The 15881-nt window shown below is 39.2% G+C and carries 9 protein-coding genes; 4 read left to right on the forward strand and 5 right to left on the reverse strand.

Annotation, left to right across the window (positions count from 1 at the left end):
- Positions 1–6: 6 nt before the first annotated feature.
- The 3 genes from AC58DT_RS11850 to AC58DT_RS11860 form a co-directional block, all read right to left on the reverse strand.
- The gene (locus AC58DT_RS11850; protein WP_497217031.1) at positions 7–2340 is read right to left on the reverse strand and encodes a T9SS type B sorting domain-containing protein; all 2334 of its coding nucleotides are present in this window, start codon (positions 2338–2340) and stop codon (positions 7–9) included.
- Positions 2341–2568: 228 nt separating this feature from the next.
- Positions 2569–2958, reverse strand: coding sequence for a hypothetical protein (locus AC58DT_RS11855; RefSeq protein WP_497217032.1), 390 nt, complete (start codon positions 2956–2958; stop codon positions 2569–2571).
- Between the two features lie 168 nt (positions 2959–3126).
- Entirely contained in the window at positions 3127–4716 is a 1590-nt protein-coding gene (locus tag AC58DT_RS11860; RefSeq protein ID WP_497217033.1) for a T9SS type A sorting domain-containing protein, read from the reverse strand.
- Positions 4717–5046: 330 nt separating this feature from the next.
- Between AC58DT_RS11860 and AC58DT_RS11865 the strand changes: the two genes are divergently transcribed.
- Complete coding sequence (locus AC58DT_RS11865) at positions 5047–6129, forward strand: diphosphomevalonate decarboxylase (RefSeq protein WP_497217034.1); 1083 nt, start codon at positions 5047–5049, stop codon at positions 6127–6129.
- Here AC58DT_RS11865 and AC58DT_RS11870 read toward each other — a convergent pair.
- The gene (locus tag AC58DT_RS11870; RefSeq protein ID WP_497217035.1) at positions 6126–9377 is read right to left on the reverse strand and encodes a CHAT domain-containing protein; all 3252 of its coding nucleotides are present in this window, start codon (positions 9375–9377) and stop codon (positions 6126–6128) included. The genes AC58DT_RS11865 and AC58DT_RS11870 overlap by 4 nt on opposite strands.
- Positions 9378–9485: 108 nt before the next feature.
- On the reverse strand, positions 9486–10616 hold the full coding sequence (locus tag AC58DT_RS11875) for a hypothetical protein (RefSeq protein ID WP_497217036.1): 1131 nt from the start codon (positions 10614–10616) through the stop codon (positions 9486–9488).
- Between the two features lie 216 nt (positions 10617–10832).
- On the opposite strand from AC58DT_RS11875, the gene AC58DT_RS11880 reads away from it, so the two are divergent.
- The 3 genes from AC58DT_RS11880 (at position 10833) to AC58DT_RS11890 (ending at position 15878) form a co-directional block, all read left to right on the forward strand.
- Positions 10833–11771: a mevalonate kinase family protein gene (locus AC58DT_RS11880; protein ID WP_062621914.1), complete on the forward strand. Its 939-nt coding sequence runs from the start codon at positions 10833–10835 to the stop codon at positions 11769–11771.
- 85 nt (positions 11772–11856) lie between these two features.
- On the forward strand, positions 11857–14361 hold the full coding sequence (locus AC58DT_RS11885; RefSeq protein WP_497217037.1) for a T9SS type A sorting domain-containing protein: 2505 nt from the start codon (positions 11857–11859) through the stop codon (positions 14359–14361).
- A gap of 68 nt (positions 14362–14429) precedes the next feature.
- A complete protein-coding gene (locus tag AC58DT_RS11890; RefSeq protein WP_497217038.1) occupies positions 14430–15878 on the forward strand; it encodes an MBOAT family O-acyltransferase in 1449 nt (482 codons plus the stop codon).
- The last annotated feature ends 3 nt before the right edge of the window (positions 15879–15881 follow it).

Raw genomic sequence — 15881 nt, forward strand, 5'->3', positions numbered from 1 at the left:
AATGTACTATCGTTTTAAGGTGAAATGGCCACGATAAGTCATTCCGTTTTTAAAAATTGCTTTGAACCAATAATCTGATGAGGGCATTGGAGTACCATTATAGGAGCCATTCCAACTGTTGCTGCTTTGGTTCAGCACATAAAGTAACTTGCTGAACCGGTCGTAAATCTCTATTCGCTGCAATTGGGGATTGTCGGGATCTTGTCCGGCAATTTGCCAAATGTCGTGATAACCGTCACCGTTGGGGGTAAAAAAGTTTGGGAAACCCAATATATATATCGTGATAGTTGAGATACCACAACCGTTTTTATCTTTAACTTTAAGAAGATGATCACCGGGACTGAGATTTTCAAAGACGGCACTTTGCTGATAAGGGCCGTTGTCCAACGAGTAGCTATAATTGCCCGTGCCTTCTGCGATTACTGTTAGGATGGGATTGCCAATATTTCCCGTAAGTTCGTAAGTGACCTGAGCAGTTTCGGAAGGAATTACAGTAAACGTACGCGTACTGGTGCAAGAATACTCCTCATTATTAATGGTTTTACTTCGAGTGACAGTGAGAGTATAGTTGCCCGGTTCGTTAACTTCAATGGAGGGAGAAGTTTCGCCATTGGACCAGAGAAAAGTTGCATCTGAAATGGTTCCTATCAACCCTGAGTAAATTGTGATGGTACTGGGGTATGTGTTTAGGCAATAGGTGTACGTTTCCTCCCCTTCAAACTCTGGGGTGTTGACTACGCTCAGGTTAATTTTTGCAGTACCAAGACAACCGCGGTCGCCACTGACTCGAGCATAGATTGTTTGGGAGTTTGCTTGGGTATTGGTGAATGGGTTTGGTAGCGGATTGGTTTGTGAAATGGCTTGGCTGTAGGAAAGGTGGTAGGTTACTTCCGGACTATTTCCGAAGAGCGCTTGCAATTCTAAAGTGATTTCAGAAAAGTTGAAATTTGCAAATCCCGGGGTGCCAGTTGTAGAGCAATTCACCAAAAAGAGATCTGAAACAGTGTTTGTGGTGGTTTTCAATGTTACTTCGGCCACGCCTATGCAACCATATTCTGAAACTACGCGGGCATAGACTATTTCATTTGGCTGGGTGTTAGTATATCTATCGGGGTTTCTTATGGCATCTACATTGTTTTGGGCATTTGTAAAGCTTTTGTGGAAGGAATATACGCGAAGTAACGGATTTCCATTGATGATTATTTCTTCTGCATCAAAAAGATTGAAGGTGGCTAGGCCGTTTGCGAGGGGTTCACACTGGTATAATTCGGTATTTTGGACGTTGACCGGACTTGTGTACTCGATCAAGACTTCATCGGTTGCGATGCAGGAATTGCCATAGTCTACTTCCACTTTGTAAATGCCAGGTGCGGTAACGATAAGTTGAGCGGTGGTTTCGCCGGAGATGATTATGCCATCTTTGAACCACTTATAGCCTAAGGGAGAGGTTCCTTGTGGGGTAGCATCGAGGATGTAGGTTTCGTTTTCGCAAAGGGGGTTGTTTGTTACGAAGCTTCGGTCTGGGCCTAGGTTGGCTGCAATATTAAAACTCCCGCCTTCCAAAAAAACTGCGGAGTCGTAACGGTAATTGGCTTCATCTGCGATTACAAGTTTTATGTGATAGGCTTGATTTACAGTTACTGGAGTTTCTGCGATGAGAACCTTTGTTTGTCCGTTGAAATTAATCGGCACGTTTGGGCCGTTCCAGCCTTCAAAATAGGTTTCGTTTATGGGCGGACAGGCTCCGGGGATGCCGGAATGGACGGTGGTGACGAGTACGGGGGTGTTTGTGCCGGGAACGAGGGCAATGTTTGTGTAATTTCCGCCGAGTGGCTTGATTAAAAAGGCGAAGGCATCGCTATAAATGCAGGTGTTGGGGTCGCCTTGTTGGTATTCTTCGGAAGCGAAGAGGTAGCGGAACTGTATATTGTCTGCATTCGGGACAAAATCGAACTCGATGATTGTAGCATTGGTGGTGTTTGAGATATTGAGGGCAGCTTCCAGGTCTGTATCGCCGGGCCAATTGGGGGCATCGTCATCACTGAGGGTTGTATTGGGGCCGGGGACGTTTTGTAGCTTGCCGGTGCTCATTACAATGCCTTTTTCAAAAGGGAAATTGCTGCCGTTGGCGCTGAAATAACCAAAGCTCTTATCGCCATCGGGGAAGTCGCCGCTTGTGGTGGAGGTAATCTGTACATTGCTGATGCAGCCGCTGTCTATAAGGACGTCCTCAACGAGTTGTTGGGGGGTGTAGGTGGTGGCATCTACCTGAATGTTTTGTGCGGGGACGAGCCGGATACAGCACAAAACGAACCACAGAAAAAAAATATACTTATTCAAAAGGTGCTCCTAACTTTTTTATAGCGGGTGCAAATTTATGGTTTCTGTGTGCTGGTTTCAAGTTTCTTCTATTAAAATTTAGTCTTTTTCACTTTGGGTTGTGCACTTGGACTCCACTCTGGAGAAGCTACTCAGTGTCACAGTGGTAGGTTGTGGGATGTAAAAACCCCAAGGCACCATCCTGACGGATTTTGCAATGGGGTTTATATAAAAAGTCAGAATTTATTTCTAAATGGGTTTAGTGACCTCAAACTTAAGGCCGCTATCAGCATCTGTAAAATAAGTTTTGCTTCCGCTTTGTGAAACTTTAAGCGTCATTTTTGTGCGGGTGGTGCTTATGGTTTGGGTGCTTTGGTTGTAGCTCCAGGTGGCATTTTTGTTTGTGGTGGATTTATATGAATAGGTTCCATCATCTTGTTTTTCCTTTATTTCAAAACTGTTGTCGGCATAAAGATTTATAACGGCGTTCTTCATTGCAGTGGCCATTTTTAAGTTGCTACTGCTATTTTCAATATTCGTCACGAGCCAAGTGCCGGTGAGGTCTTTTTGGGTAAGCGACTGGCTGTGTACCGAAGTGGCAAAAAGGGCGAGAACGAATAGCATGATTGCATTTTTCATAAGTATATTTTTTAATGAATTGATTTATTGTGTTTTTAAACTTTTGTGAAGATAGGAATTTTTATGCTTTTTTAAATAGCGGAAGGTTAATATGATGGAAAAAAGAGGAATGAAGAAAGCCCCTTGTAGTTGGGGCTTTCTTATTTGACTAATTATTGATTAAAAAAATTATTGTTTGACTATCTTTAGGGTAGCTTGATTCCCATCGTTAGTTTTCAAGGTTGCGAAATAGAGTCCCGCCGCGGCATTGATTTCCACAACCAGGGTTTGGGTGTTGGTATAGTTGGAAATAGAAACTTGCTGCCCGAGTACATTGGTTATGGTGACATTGGTTTCTGAATATCTTTGCCCCAGGTTTATGGTGAACTTACCGTTTGAAGGGTTTGGGTAGGCGCTGATGGAGGAAGCGAAAGTATTTTTTGAAACGCCAAGAATTGCTGGGGTGGTTTTAAATATCCAATAATCGTCTAGGCCTCTGCTGTTTTCACTTTTGTCGCCAGAGATGTTTGAGTCTGAAGAGCAGAACATGGCAAAATTACCATCATTAGTGGGGAGAATGTAAGAGCCGCTCTCATCGGCAGAACCACCGATGGAGTTTTGGGAGATAATTCCGCCAGCGGAATTAAGTTTTAAGAGCCAATAATCATAGCCGCCGTTGCTGTTTTGGGTTTTATCGCCACTTATGTTGCTGCTACTCCAGCAGGCAACCATAAAGGTGCCATCGGACAGTTGCATTACATCGCGCGGGTAATCAATGCCGCTGCCGCCGATAGTGTTTTGCCAAAGCATGTTTCCGCTACTGTCCAGTTTTAAGATCCAGGCATCATAATCGCCCTGTGAGTTTTCGGTCTTGTCTCCAGAAATATTTGATTTGGAATATCCGCCAACAAGATATCCGCCATCTGCCAGTTGTATCATATCACGAAACACATCACTGTCATTTCCGCCAAAGGTGCGGTTCCATTGCAAGGTTCCGCTGGCGTCTAGTTTTACAATCCAGTAGTCATTACCGCCCCGAGTGTTTTCGGTTTTATCGCCCGAGCTTGGGGAGTTTGAAAAACCTCCGATTATAAAACCTCCATCAGTGGTTTGAAACGCTGCTTGTGGACGATCAACCAAACTGCCACCTATGCTGTTCTGCCATACTAGGTTGCCGCTGCTATCCAGTTTTAATGCCCAGAAGTCGCGCTGTCCGTTGGTAGGGTCAGTTTTATCCCCATTTACATCACTATCCGAATAACCACCCACGAAATAGCCGCCATCTGCGGTTTCTACTATATAGGTATCAAATTCTGGTTGGTTGCCGCCATAGGTTTTTTGCCAAGTGATATTGCCCGAAGCATCCAATCTTAATAACCAATAATCCAAACCTCCGCGGGAGTTTTCGGTTTTGTCGCCAGAGATATTTGAGTCTGATCCTGCGCCTACAATATAGCCGCCATCAGTTGTTTGTTGAAGTGAAATAAGAAAGTCGTCGCCGCTGCCGCCGATGGTGTTTTGCCATTGAATATTTCCGGAATCGTCAACTTTTACAATCCAAATATCAATCTGGCCGTTGCTATTTTCGGTTTTTTCACCAGAAATGTTGCTGGTGGAATAGCCGCCAAGTATGTAGCCGCCATCTGTGGTGGCTTGAAATACTGTTGAAAAATCGGTGTCGCTCCCACCAATAGTTTTTTGCCAAATAATGGCTGGATCCTGTGGATAAGATTCAAAGATGCAGAAAAGTAATGCTAAAAGTGTAATTGAAGTTTTCATTTTTTTGGTTGTTAAGGATTACTATGGATATATCGGAAGGGTTGGGGAAATGTCATCAGGAAAGAGGGAAGAAGGAAAGCGGATGCTAGCAAAAATATTTCGATCATAGAAATGATTTCTTCGCTTTGTTCAGGATAAAAAAATGCCTCCATATTTCAGAAGGCATTCCGGTTGCTTTCAACCTTACAAGCTATTGAAAGATCATTGTTTTATAATCCTTAAAGTGGTTGATCCTTCTTTAGCATTTGTATATTCACATCGAAAGCTTTTGCTTATGTCATCGTTTTAAACCAAAAAAGAATTCTATTTTTGTAATCTATCCCTATCACTATGCCGCAACACAAATTTATTGTTTGTAACTATACCCAAGCATTATCATCAGGAAAAGTTAGCTGGCAATCGCCTAGCAATATTGCATTGGTGAAATATTGGGGAAAGTATGGGGAACAGATGCCGATGAACCCATCCGTTAGTTTTACCTTACAAAACAGCAATACCCAGACCTGTCTTTCATTTGAAAAGAAACAGTCCGAAGGGTTTGAATTTGAGGTGTTTCTCGATGGAAAAAGAGAAGTTTCCTTTGAACCGAAGATTCAAAAGTTTTTTGAAAGGGTAGAAGTGTATTTGCCGTTCTTGAAAGACTTCAAATTTAAAATTGAAACAACAAATAGTTTTCCGCACAGTAGCGGTATTGCATCTTCGGCCAGCGGGATGAGTGCTTTGGCACTTTGCTTAATGGATATGGAAAGACAGATGCAGCCAGCCATTACCACTGATTATTTTAATGAAAAAGCTTCCTTTCTTGCACGTTTGGGCTCAGGCAGTGCTTGCCGAAGTGTAGAGGGGCCTTTGATTGTATGGGGTGAACATGCAGAAATTAACGGCAGCAACAATTGCTTTGGAATAAAATATCCTTTTGATGTCCATCAAAATTTTAATGATTATCAGGACACAATTCTTTTAGTGGATAAAGGCGAAAAACAGGTGAGTAGCACCTTAGGCCACGACTTGATGCTGGACCATCCTTTTGCGGAACAACGCTTCAGGCAAGCAAAAGAAAATCTTTTAAAGTTACGTCCGGTTTTTAAAAACGGAGACCTTTCAGAATTTATTAAAATAGTGGAAAGCGAGGCTTTGTCATTGCACGCAATGATGATGACCTCTATGCCTTATTTCATATTGATGAAACCGAATACTTTAGAAATAATCAATCGTATTTGGAAGTTTCGGGATGAAACGGGTAGCAAGGTTTGCTTTACACTGGATGCTGGTGCCAATGTGCACGTACTTTATCCAAAGCTGGAAAAAGATAACGTTTTGCATTTCATTAAGAAGGAACTTTTGCAGTATTGTAAAAATGGTGAGTTTATTGAAGATGAGGTTGGTTTGGGAGCTACCAATATCCTGGTCTAATTCGTTTCTCCCTTTTTATTGCCTATTAGCAGCAAAACAAGTATGAGGGCTACAATTCCAGCCGCCAAATACCACCACCAAGCAACGCGAGCTTTTAAATCTATTGGGGCGGTATCGCCAATAAGAACGAGTCCTGCCCAATATTGAGGGGCGGCAGTACGGCCTTCGGCAGTTTCAATATAACTTAATTTTGCTTGGCGCAAGGCTTCATCTTTTGGCATTCCTTTGGAAAGATTATCATAAAATAGCTTTACAATTTTAGCGCTCGATTCTTCATCAATTTCCCATAGACTGGTCAATATGCTTTCACTTCCTGCATAATTAAAGGCATGTGCCAATGAAATCATTCCTTCACCTGCTTGATAAGTGGGTTTCCCGGTTTCACAGGCCGTGAGAATGGCCAGGTTTGAAGAAAGGTCTATATTGTAAATTTCATAGGAATACAATGAGTTTTCATCATAATTTTCTTTGTCTTCAACCTTTTTTGCAAATATAAGTCGGCTTAATTCTGGGCTTAGGTTATTGCTTTCTGCGTGGGTGCCTATGTGAATTATTTTGTGCTCCTTTGCTTGGTTGATAAATAAATCCTTGCTTGCATTTTCATTCACAAAATAACGGCCGTTGAAAATTTTGGAATACTGTTTTACCAATTCCTCACTAAAAGGTTGCGGCAAAAGGGTAAGATATGTTTTGTCCAGTTTTACTGAATCCTTAATGCCCAATTGGTATTCATCCATCATCTTTTTGTTGAAACCTGGGGCAAAGGCGATAAAATCTGAAGAGTAATCAGCTACGTTGCCTTTGTCCTTATAGAGCAACAAACTGAAATTGTATGAAATATCATATTTTGCCAAAAGACTGTTTGTGGCCATTTCCTGAAAATTCTTTATCGGTTTGGGAGTAAGCGTTTCAAAGCTTAGATTGAACAGTTCCCTGTCCGGTACAAGTACTACTTTTGGACTAAGCACATATTTTTCTAGAGGAAACCAAAGCGCCCTATAGAGTTCATAGAGTAGCGGTCTGGTTTTTTCAACGGAAAATTCATCATTTTTTATTGTTGAAATGTGGTTTTTGACCGAAGAGTAATTTAAACGCATCATTTTTTTTATTGAGCGAGAAACCACAAAGGCGTACAATTTATTTTCGATAAAAATATAGCGTACAACCGTTGTGTTTTCAGGGATTTTTTGTTGAAGATCCTTCAAGGATTCCTCCAAAGTGGCGTAACGCATTTTATAATATTTGGGGAAATGATGCTTGAGCGAATCCAGAAAGTGTTCCCAGTTTTCCGAAGCTTCAAAAAAGGAGGATAGACTGCTGTTTTCAGAATCATTTAAGGAAGACCTCATTTTGTTTTTTAAGATGTTTTCGCGCTCTAATACCTGTGGTGGAATGTGTTGAAAACGTACATTGTCCCTTAGGTTTAACCGTGAGCGTATGCGGTTGTATATACTGGATTCATGAAGGGCAATAAGCTTGTCTAAATATTGTGGGTCTTTGGTGGTTTCAAAGAGTTCCAGTCGTAACTTTTCAGCGAAATTTAGAAGTTCCTCATTTTCTGTTAGTAGAAGTGTTACATCTTCGTGGTTGGTAATTATTTTTTTGCGTTGGTCTAGAATTGATATTCCTTCTTCAATTTGCTGCAAAAGTTCTTTTAAAAGAAAAGGATTTCTGTTTTCTGCCAAATAGTATTTTGAAGCAGCATTTATCAATAAGGCTTGGGGTTTTCTGTACTGGCTAAGAATGGAATCTGTAGTGCTTATTTTTCTTCCATCACCCAAAATGTTGAAGCCAAGTGCTTCATTACTATATTTTACCGCTTCAATATAATCCTTTAAAAGATAATGTACCTGCGCTAGATTTATGATGTGGTAGAATTCCTGAATGGTGTTTTTGAAATCACCGTTGTGTGTGAAATTATAAGTTTCATTGGCCAAGGCAAGGGCTTTTTCCTTTTTTCCGTTTTTGGCGGCAAATAGGGAATACTCCAAAATATTGTCTAAAAAATCCTTTGTATAGGTAGTGCCCATCGTTTTTTGATAGACTATTCTTGCTTTCTCATAAAAAAGGGCTGCGTTTTCTACATCTTCCTCGTGTTCATAAATAGTGGCCCGGGTGGAGAGGGCGGCCGCTTCCCAATACAAATCTGCACTGCCGCTACTTTTTAAAAGCTGTAAAGCGGTATCGGCATTTTCTGCGGCACCTTCAAAATCACGGCTGGCTGTTTTTGCTTCCGCAAGAATGATGTTTGAAATGATGATATTAATATCGTTTTCCTCAAAAAGTTTTTTCTTTTGTTCAAAAGAATACTCAATTAATTCCTGTGCGCGTGAATGTTCTCCCAAGGTGTTGTAAAATGCAGCCATATTGTCTATTACCACGCATTGATGGCTCTTGGCCTTGTAGGTTCGCGCCTCATCTGTGGAGCGATTAATATATTCCTGAAATCCGGCGATTGATTCTTCTGAAATGGCGATGGCTTCTTGATTTTTTCCCAAGGCATTCCACAGCACGGCAAGGTTCATCTTTACTAATGCGGGACGATAATACCGATTCATTATATCGGTTTCGTCTGTTTTTTCGAGAACATTTACGGCTTCCTGAAAATAATATTTGGCGCTGTCCAGTTTTGCTTCCTGCCACATCATTCCACCAAGAGCATTGTAAATTTGGTTGAAAAAAACATAGTCCTTCTGCCCCGTTTTTAGCAACAGTTTTAATGCTTTGAGGTAATGTGATTTTGCCAAGGGGAAATCGCCCAGTTTTGCTGCGTAAAAGCCTTGACGATATTCAAGGCCTGCCAGATCGGTGTTATTGAGTTCTGTGTTTTTTTGGGCAAAGGGAATTGCAGTTTTAAGAAGTTTATATGCCTCTTTGTGCTTCCCGGCATCATCATATATCCAGCCCAGTTCGGTTATTGCTTCAACCACATAATGTGGACTGGCGTACTTTTTTATTTCTTCTGTAAGATTTTCGGCTTTTTTTACGGCGAGTTTTTTGTTGCCGCTGTTCAATTTAAAACTTCCTTCAAACTGAATATAAGAATACAAACTGTCATAGTTCTTTTCGGCTTTATAGAAAGCAATATTTTCAACTACTTCCGCACGTGCCCGTATCAAGGAATCCTGTTCAATAAGGGTTTGAATTTTCTTTACGGTAGAGTTTTTCTCCTGTGAAAATCCAAGAAAATATGTAAAAAGGAAGAACAGTTGAAGGACAAAAGAAAATCTCCGGTTTTTAGGTGCCATAATTGAATAATACTTCAAAAAATAAAAAGTGTCCGGGGATATGGTAAAGAAAGATACAATTTATTTTCCGTTGATGTATTATGTGGGTTAACTTTTCGTTTTAAATGTTCAGTTTTGCTCTTCGTATTCCGTCCAGGTCTGGTTATTTATATTTTGATCTAGATTTGGATTATAGAGTGAATTATCACTTTTAATGTATTCGCCCTGGTTATTCATCCAGTATTGGTTGGCCCCTGCCTCAACTTTATAGGTCTGTCCGGTGTTTGGGTCGCTTACGTTTGTATTTCCATGAATATAATCTACAAATTTTTCCTGACTGCGGTCACTTGCAGCTTGATTGGCACGCCAGCTCGCCATGTTCTGGTCCATAGCGGCCATGCGGTCGTTAAAACGGGCAGTGTTTTGGTCGCCAAAAGATTTTATGTTTGCCATTCGCTGTTGGTGTGCGGCATTGCTCTGCTGTGCAATTTGCATATCCTTTTGATTAACGGCCTGTAGCCATTGCGGATTTATCTGCTGGTTTAACAGACCGTTGATGTAGTGTGTTTTTGCATCTTCAAAAACACTTTCAGAAGCTTCCAATACCGAATATGTAATGCCCCAATATCCTCCATATTGATCGTAGGAAACAAAATGGTGCAGAATGGTTAAGAATGAAGTCCCATCCGGATCACGCCATTCTAGCCCCATAACATTGAAAGTTTTTTGTGAAGGCACGCTCTTATACAATTGATCATCGAACTGTTTGTCCCATGCGGCAAACTGTGGCATTGGGTATTTTCGTACCAGTTTGCGGTTTATTTTGTTGGCATATTCCATAAACCCCTCGTTTATTACCTGATCGATGGATTTCGGAAGCTGCACTTGCATCCCACTCTGCTGATACATTTGGTTCATTTGCGGATCGTTTGAAAACATATAGCTGCCACCGCGCTCGCCGTGCACTTTTATGTCATTGGGCCCAGTATAAAGGTACTGGCCGCCATTTTGTTTCTGCCAAGATGCAGGAAACGGAATGCGGGACATTACCATTCCGTTTCGGGAATCAATAGTGTTAAAATATTTCAAGGCATCGTTATTTGCAATTTGATTATTGTTGTTTCTATGATTTTCTGATGTGATTTCTTCATTGTAGTATTCTTGGAAGTTGTCATCTTCATCGTAATTTTGCTTTTCGCCATTAAAACATGAAGCGAAAAAAATTGAAACAATGGCCAGAAAGAGAGGTGATGATTTCATAATAAAGCTATTTTGTAAGTATATCTTCACATCGGGAAGTTTTTTGAAATGTCATCAAAAAAAGCTACTCTCTTCATTTATAGTTTCTTGGTGCGGTTTAATACTATATATTCACAAATATTTCTGAATATATATTTGTTAAAATGGTTATCTTTGCCACAGATTCAAGGTTTTAAAACTAAAATCTGTAATTTTATTGTTAGAATAATTAAGCTTATGCGCGGCCCCCTGTTTTACTCAAAAATTTTACTTTTCGGTGAATATGGAATTATTAAGGATTCCAAAGGATTATCAATTCCGTATAATTTTTATAACGGTGCCTTAAAAATTGATAAACACCATACTGTTTCTACCCATAAGTCTAACGCAAGCCTTAAGCGCTTTGCGGAATATCTGGAAACGCTTCAAACCGAAAATCCAAAACTGGTTTCTTTTGATATGGAAGCCCTAAAAAAGGATGTGGAAAACGGATTGTATTTTGATAGCAGTATTCCACAGGGTTACGGCGTAGGTAGCAGCGGGGCATTGGTAGCCGCCATTTATGATAAATACGCAAATGATAAAATTACAGTACTTGAGAATCTAACTCGCGAAAAATTACTAACATTAAAAGCTATTTTTGCGGAAATGGAATCTTTTTTCCACGGCAAATCTTCTGGGCTGGACCCTTTGAACAGTTATTTGAGCCTTCCTATATTAATCAATTCCAAAGATAATATAGAACCTGCGGGCATACCTTCGCAAACTGAAAATGGAAAGGGCGCTGTGTTTTTATTGGACAGTGGAAGCACTGGCGAAACCGCGCCAATGGTGCAGATTTTTATGGAGAATATGAAGCAGGAAGGATTTCGGAATATGCTAAAGGACCAGTTTGTAAAACATACTGATGCCTGTGTTGAGGATTTTTTACAGGGTGATGTGAAATCGCTTTTTGGAAACATTAAGCAGCTTTCAAAAGTTGTTTTGGATAATTTTAAACCAATGATTCCTGCGCAGTTCCACAAACTTTGGAAGAAGGGAATTGACAGCAATGCATACTATCTAAAACTTTGTGGTTCGGGCGGCGGAGGCTATATGCTTGGCTTTACCGAAGATATTGACAAAGCCCGCAAAGCACTGAAAGATTATAAGCTGGAAGTGGTTTATAGTTTTTAGAAATTTCTTTCCAACATATTTTTTTCTTTAAACCATTTCGGATGGTTAAATATTAATTGTTTTCAATTAATAAATATTTGGTATTTTGGCAACATTATTCAATTCTAAATTTCCAAAAATGAAAAGAAAATTATTATTACTGTTGCTCTCCTTCATTTTCCTAAATAGTTATGGTCAAATAGACTTTGTAGAAAAAATTGTTATTGGAAATGATAATGCAACAAATAATCCTAGTTCGGTATTTGGTGCAGATTTAGATGGTGATGGCGACATTGATATGATTTCATCCTCAATATTTGATGACAAAATTGCTTGGTATGAAAATTTAAATGGTCAAGGAAATTATGGTAACCAACAAGTAATTTCTTTAGAAGCAACAGACGCTAATTCTGTATTTGCAATAGATATTGATGGCGATGGCGATATAGATGTAGTATCAGGATCTGGAAATTTTAATGAAGGCAAAGTGGCTTGGTACGAAAACATAGATGGACTAGGAAACTTTGGGGACCAAATAGTTATAGCAGAAGAGCCAATGGCATACCGATCTATCTTTTCAGCTGATCTTGATGGCGATGGCGATAATGATATTTTAGCGTCTTACACCAATCCAAATGGAGGTAAATTAGTTTGGTATGAAAATTTGGATGGTTTAGGTACTTATGGTACAGAAAACATTCTCAATAACAATGCAATAACAGTAATTGCAATTTTTGCTGCAGATATCGATGGCGATGGAGATATGGATGTTTTGTCAGGGGCAGGAAGCAATAGTCCACTTGGGTGGTACGAAAATATGAACTCTCAAGGACAATTTGGATCTATAAGAACAATTTCGAATTCTGGGAACGATAGTGATATTCATGCTGTAGATATTGATGATGATGGTGATCTAGATGTACTTTCCACAGGAGGCGAAAGAGTTTCTTGGTATGAGAATATTGATGGTATGGGAAGTTTTGGTGTCAGACAGATTATTAATGATTATATAAGAAGTCTTTATGCGGTTTTCCCATCAGATATTGATGGGGATGGGGATATTGATGTAGTATCAGGTTATTATTCTGATTCTAACCCTGCGATAGTTTGGAATGAAAATATAGACGGAATAGGCAACTTTGGCCCACCCCAGACTGTAAATGCCGATTCCTTAATTATTGTTTCTGTATATAATGCAGATGTTGATAATGACGGAGATTTCGACATCCTATTTGCTTCAGAAGACAGAATTGGTTATCACGAAAATATGGATGGAATAGGCAATTTTGGGCCACAAATTTTTTTTACATATAATGTAGATAGTCCCAGGTATGTAGACTTAGTTGATTTAGATAACGACGGTTTTTTGGATGTGCTTTCAGCCTCTTATTTAGATGGAGAAATTGCGTGGTATAAAAAAAATGGTCGAAATGGAAATTTTGGTATTCAAAGGACAATATCAAAGAAAAACTTTGGGGCAAAATGTGTTCAAGGAGTTGATATGGATAACGATGGTGATGTCGATGTCCTGTACTCAACAGATTTTATGGTGGCTTGGCATGAAAACTTAGATGGAAATGGAAATTTCGGCACAAAGAATATTATTTATGAAGATATTACAGGCCCATCAATTTATGAGATAAATGCGGCGGACATGGATGGGGACGGGGATTTAGATATTGTTTATGCGTCTTATGGTGATTATGAATTAGTTTATCAAGAAAATTTAGATGGAAATGGGACCTTTGGCCCAAGAAATATAATATACAGTGTTTATGGTTTCGCTCCAATTTCTATGGATTTAACTGACATTGATAACGATGGGAAAATTGATATTCTGTGCTCATCCATAGGAACATTTGGAGAAGAAGGGATAACTTGGATAAAAAACTTGGGAAATGGAACTTTCGGTTCTCCTCAATCAATCACATTAGATATTTTATATTATGTTGAAGCTGCAGATATTGATGGTGACAATGATAAGGACATCGTTGCCACTAATAGAAATCAAAATAGTGTTATATGGTTTGAAAACTTAGATGGACAAGGCAACTTTAGCTCAGAAAAAAGTATAACATCAAATTTGATTTACCCGATAACGGCTTATTCGGCAGATATTGATAAAGATGGGGATCTGGATGTAATTTCAGCATCCTATTATGATCAAAAAATCGTGTGGTATGAAAATTTGGACGGTTTAGGAAACTTTGGGACACAAAATATTTTAAAAGATGATGCCCATAGGACCAATTTTGTGTATGCTGATGATGTAGACGCAGATGGTGATGTGGATATTTTTGCTATTATGGAATTGACAAATGAAATAATATGGTTTAAAAATTCCCTTATATTAGGACTGGAACAACAAAGCTTTTTTGATTTCTCTATCTATCCAAATCCCTCATCAGATTTCTTAAATATCGTTTCCCAAGAGCAGTTGACAAGTGTGGAGGTATATAACAGTTTGGGACAATTAATCTTAACCAATCAAATTTCTCGAGATACAGACAATCCAAAAATTGAAGTTAAAGGATTAACGGTAGGACTTTATTTTATTAAAATACGAACAGTTAACGGCGAGGTTGGGTTACAAAGATTTCTGAAAGAATAAGTTTTTGGGTAAACACCTTATTAAATTTTACTTTTATAGGAAATCACAAAATTAATTAAAGATGCTTCATGCTTTTCAACTCCATTGATTTTGCAATCTTTCTGCCCATTGTCTTTTTGCTCTATTGGTTTGTAGCCAATAAGAATTTAAAACTTCAGAATTTTCTCTTACTTCTTGCAAGCTATATTTTTTATGCCTGGTGGGATTGGCGTTTCCTCTCATTAATTGTATTTAGTTCTGCAGTTGATTATTTTGTGGGGATTGGCCTATCAAAAACCGAAAAGCACCAAAAACGAAAAGCACTTTTAATGCTGAGTGTTTTGGTAAACCTTGGTTTTCTAGGCTTTTTTAAATATTTCAACTTCTTTTCTGAAAGTTTTGCAGAAGCATTTACACTCCTAGGTTATTCTTTTGAAGCATCACGTTTGAATATTATTCTTCCCGTGGGAATCAGCTTTTATACATTTCAAACAATGAGCTATTCCATAGACGTTTATAGACGTAAAATGGAACCTACAAAAAACTTCATTGCTTTCTTTTCATTTGTTAGCTTTTTTCCGCAATTGGTTGCTGGGCCTATTGAGAGGGCTACCAATCTTTTGCCGCAATTCTTCAAAAAAAGAAAGTTTGACTATTATATGGCAATGGATGGTTTGCGCCAAATACTTTGGGGACTATTCAAAAAAATGGTGATTGCCGATAATTGTGCACAGTTTGTGAATTTGGCCTTCAGCAATCCGCAGGATTATACTGCGAGTTCGCTTGCAATTGGGGTAGTGTTTTTTGCCTTTCAGATTTACGGTGACTTTTCTGGTTATTCAGACATTGCCATCGGGACGGCCCGGCTTTTTGGTTTCAATTTGATGAAGAATTTTTCATATCCATATTTTTCAAGGGATATTGCCGAGTTTTGGAGGCGTTGGCATATCTCGCTTTCCACTTGGTTTCGCGACTATGTTTATATTCCTTTGGGCGGCAGTCGTGGCAGCGATTGGTTAAAAGTCCGTAATATTTTTATCATTTTTATTGTAAGCGGGTTTTGGCATGGTGCCAACTGGACCTTTATTTTTTGGGGTGCGCTCAATGCCCTGTACTTTCTTCCGCTTTTACTTTTGAAAAGAAACAGGCAGCATATAGAAGTTGTGGCAAAAGATAGATTTTTGCCAAGTATATCAGATTTCTTCAAAATACTTTTAACCTTTACGATTACTTGTTTTGCCTGGATTTTCTTTAGAGCCAATTCACTCAGCAGCGCTTTTGAATATATTTCATTGCTTTTTTCGCAATCAATTTTTGAAGCGCCCAATTTTTTGGCGTTGAACAAAGTGTATGTTCTTTCACTTTTAATTGTAGCTTTTTTGATGTTTGAATGGAAGGGAAGGGAAACAAATTACGCCATTGAAAACTTTGGGGAATCTTGGCCAAAGCCCTTAAAATATGTTTTTTACTATAGTTTGGCTATGTTCCTCTTTTTATTCGGCGGAAAGGAGCAGGCATTTATATATTTTCAATTTTAAGAG

The sequence above is a fragment of the Aequorivita sp. CRS11 genome (genome assembly GCF_059693805.1).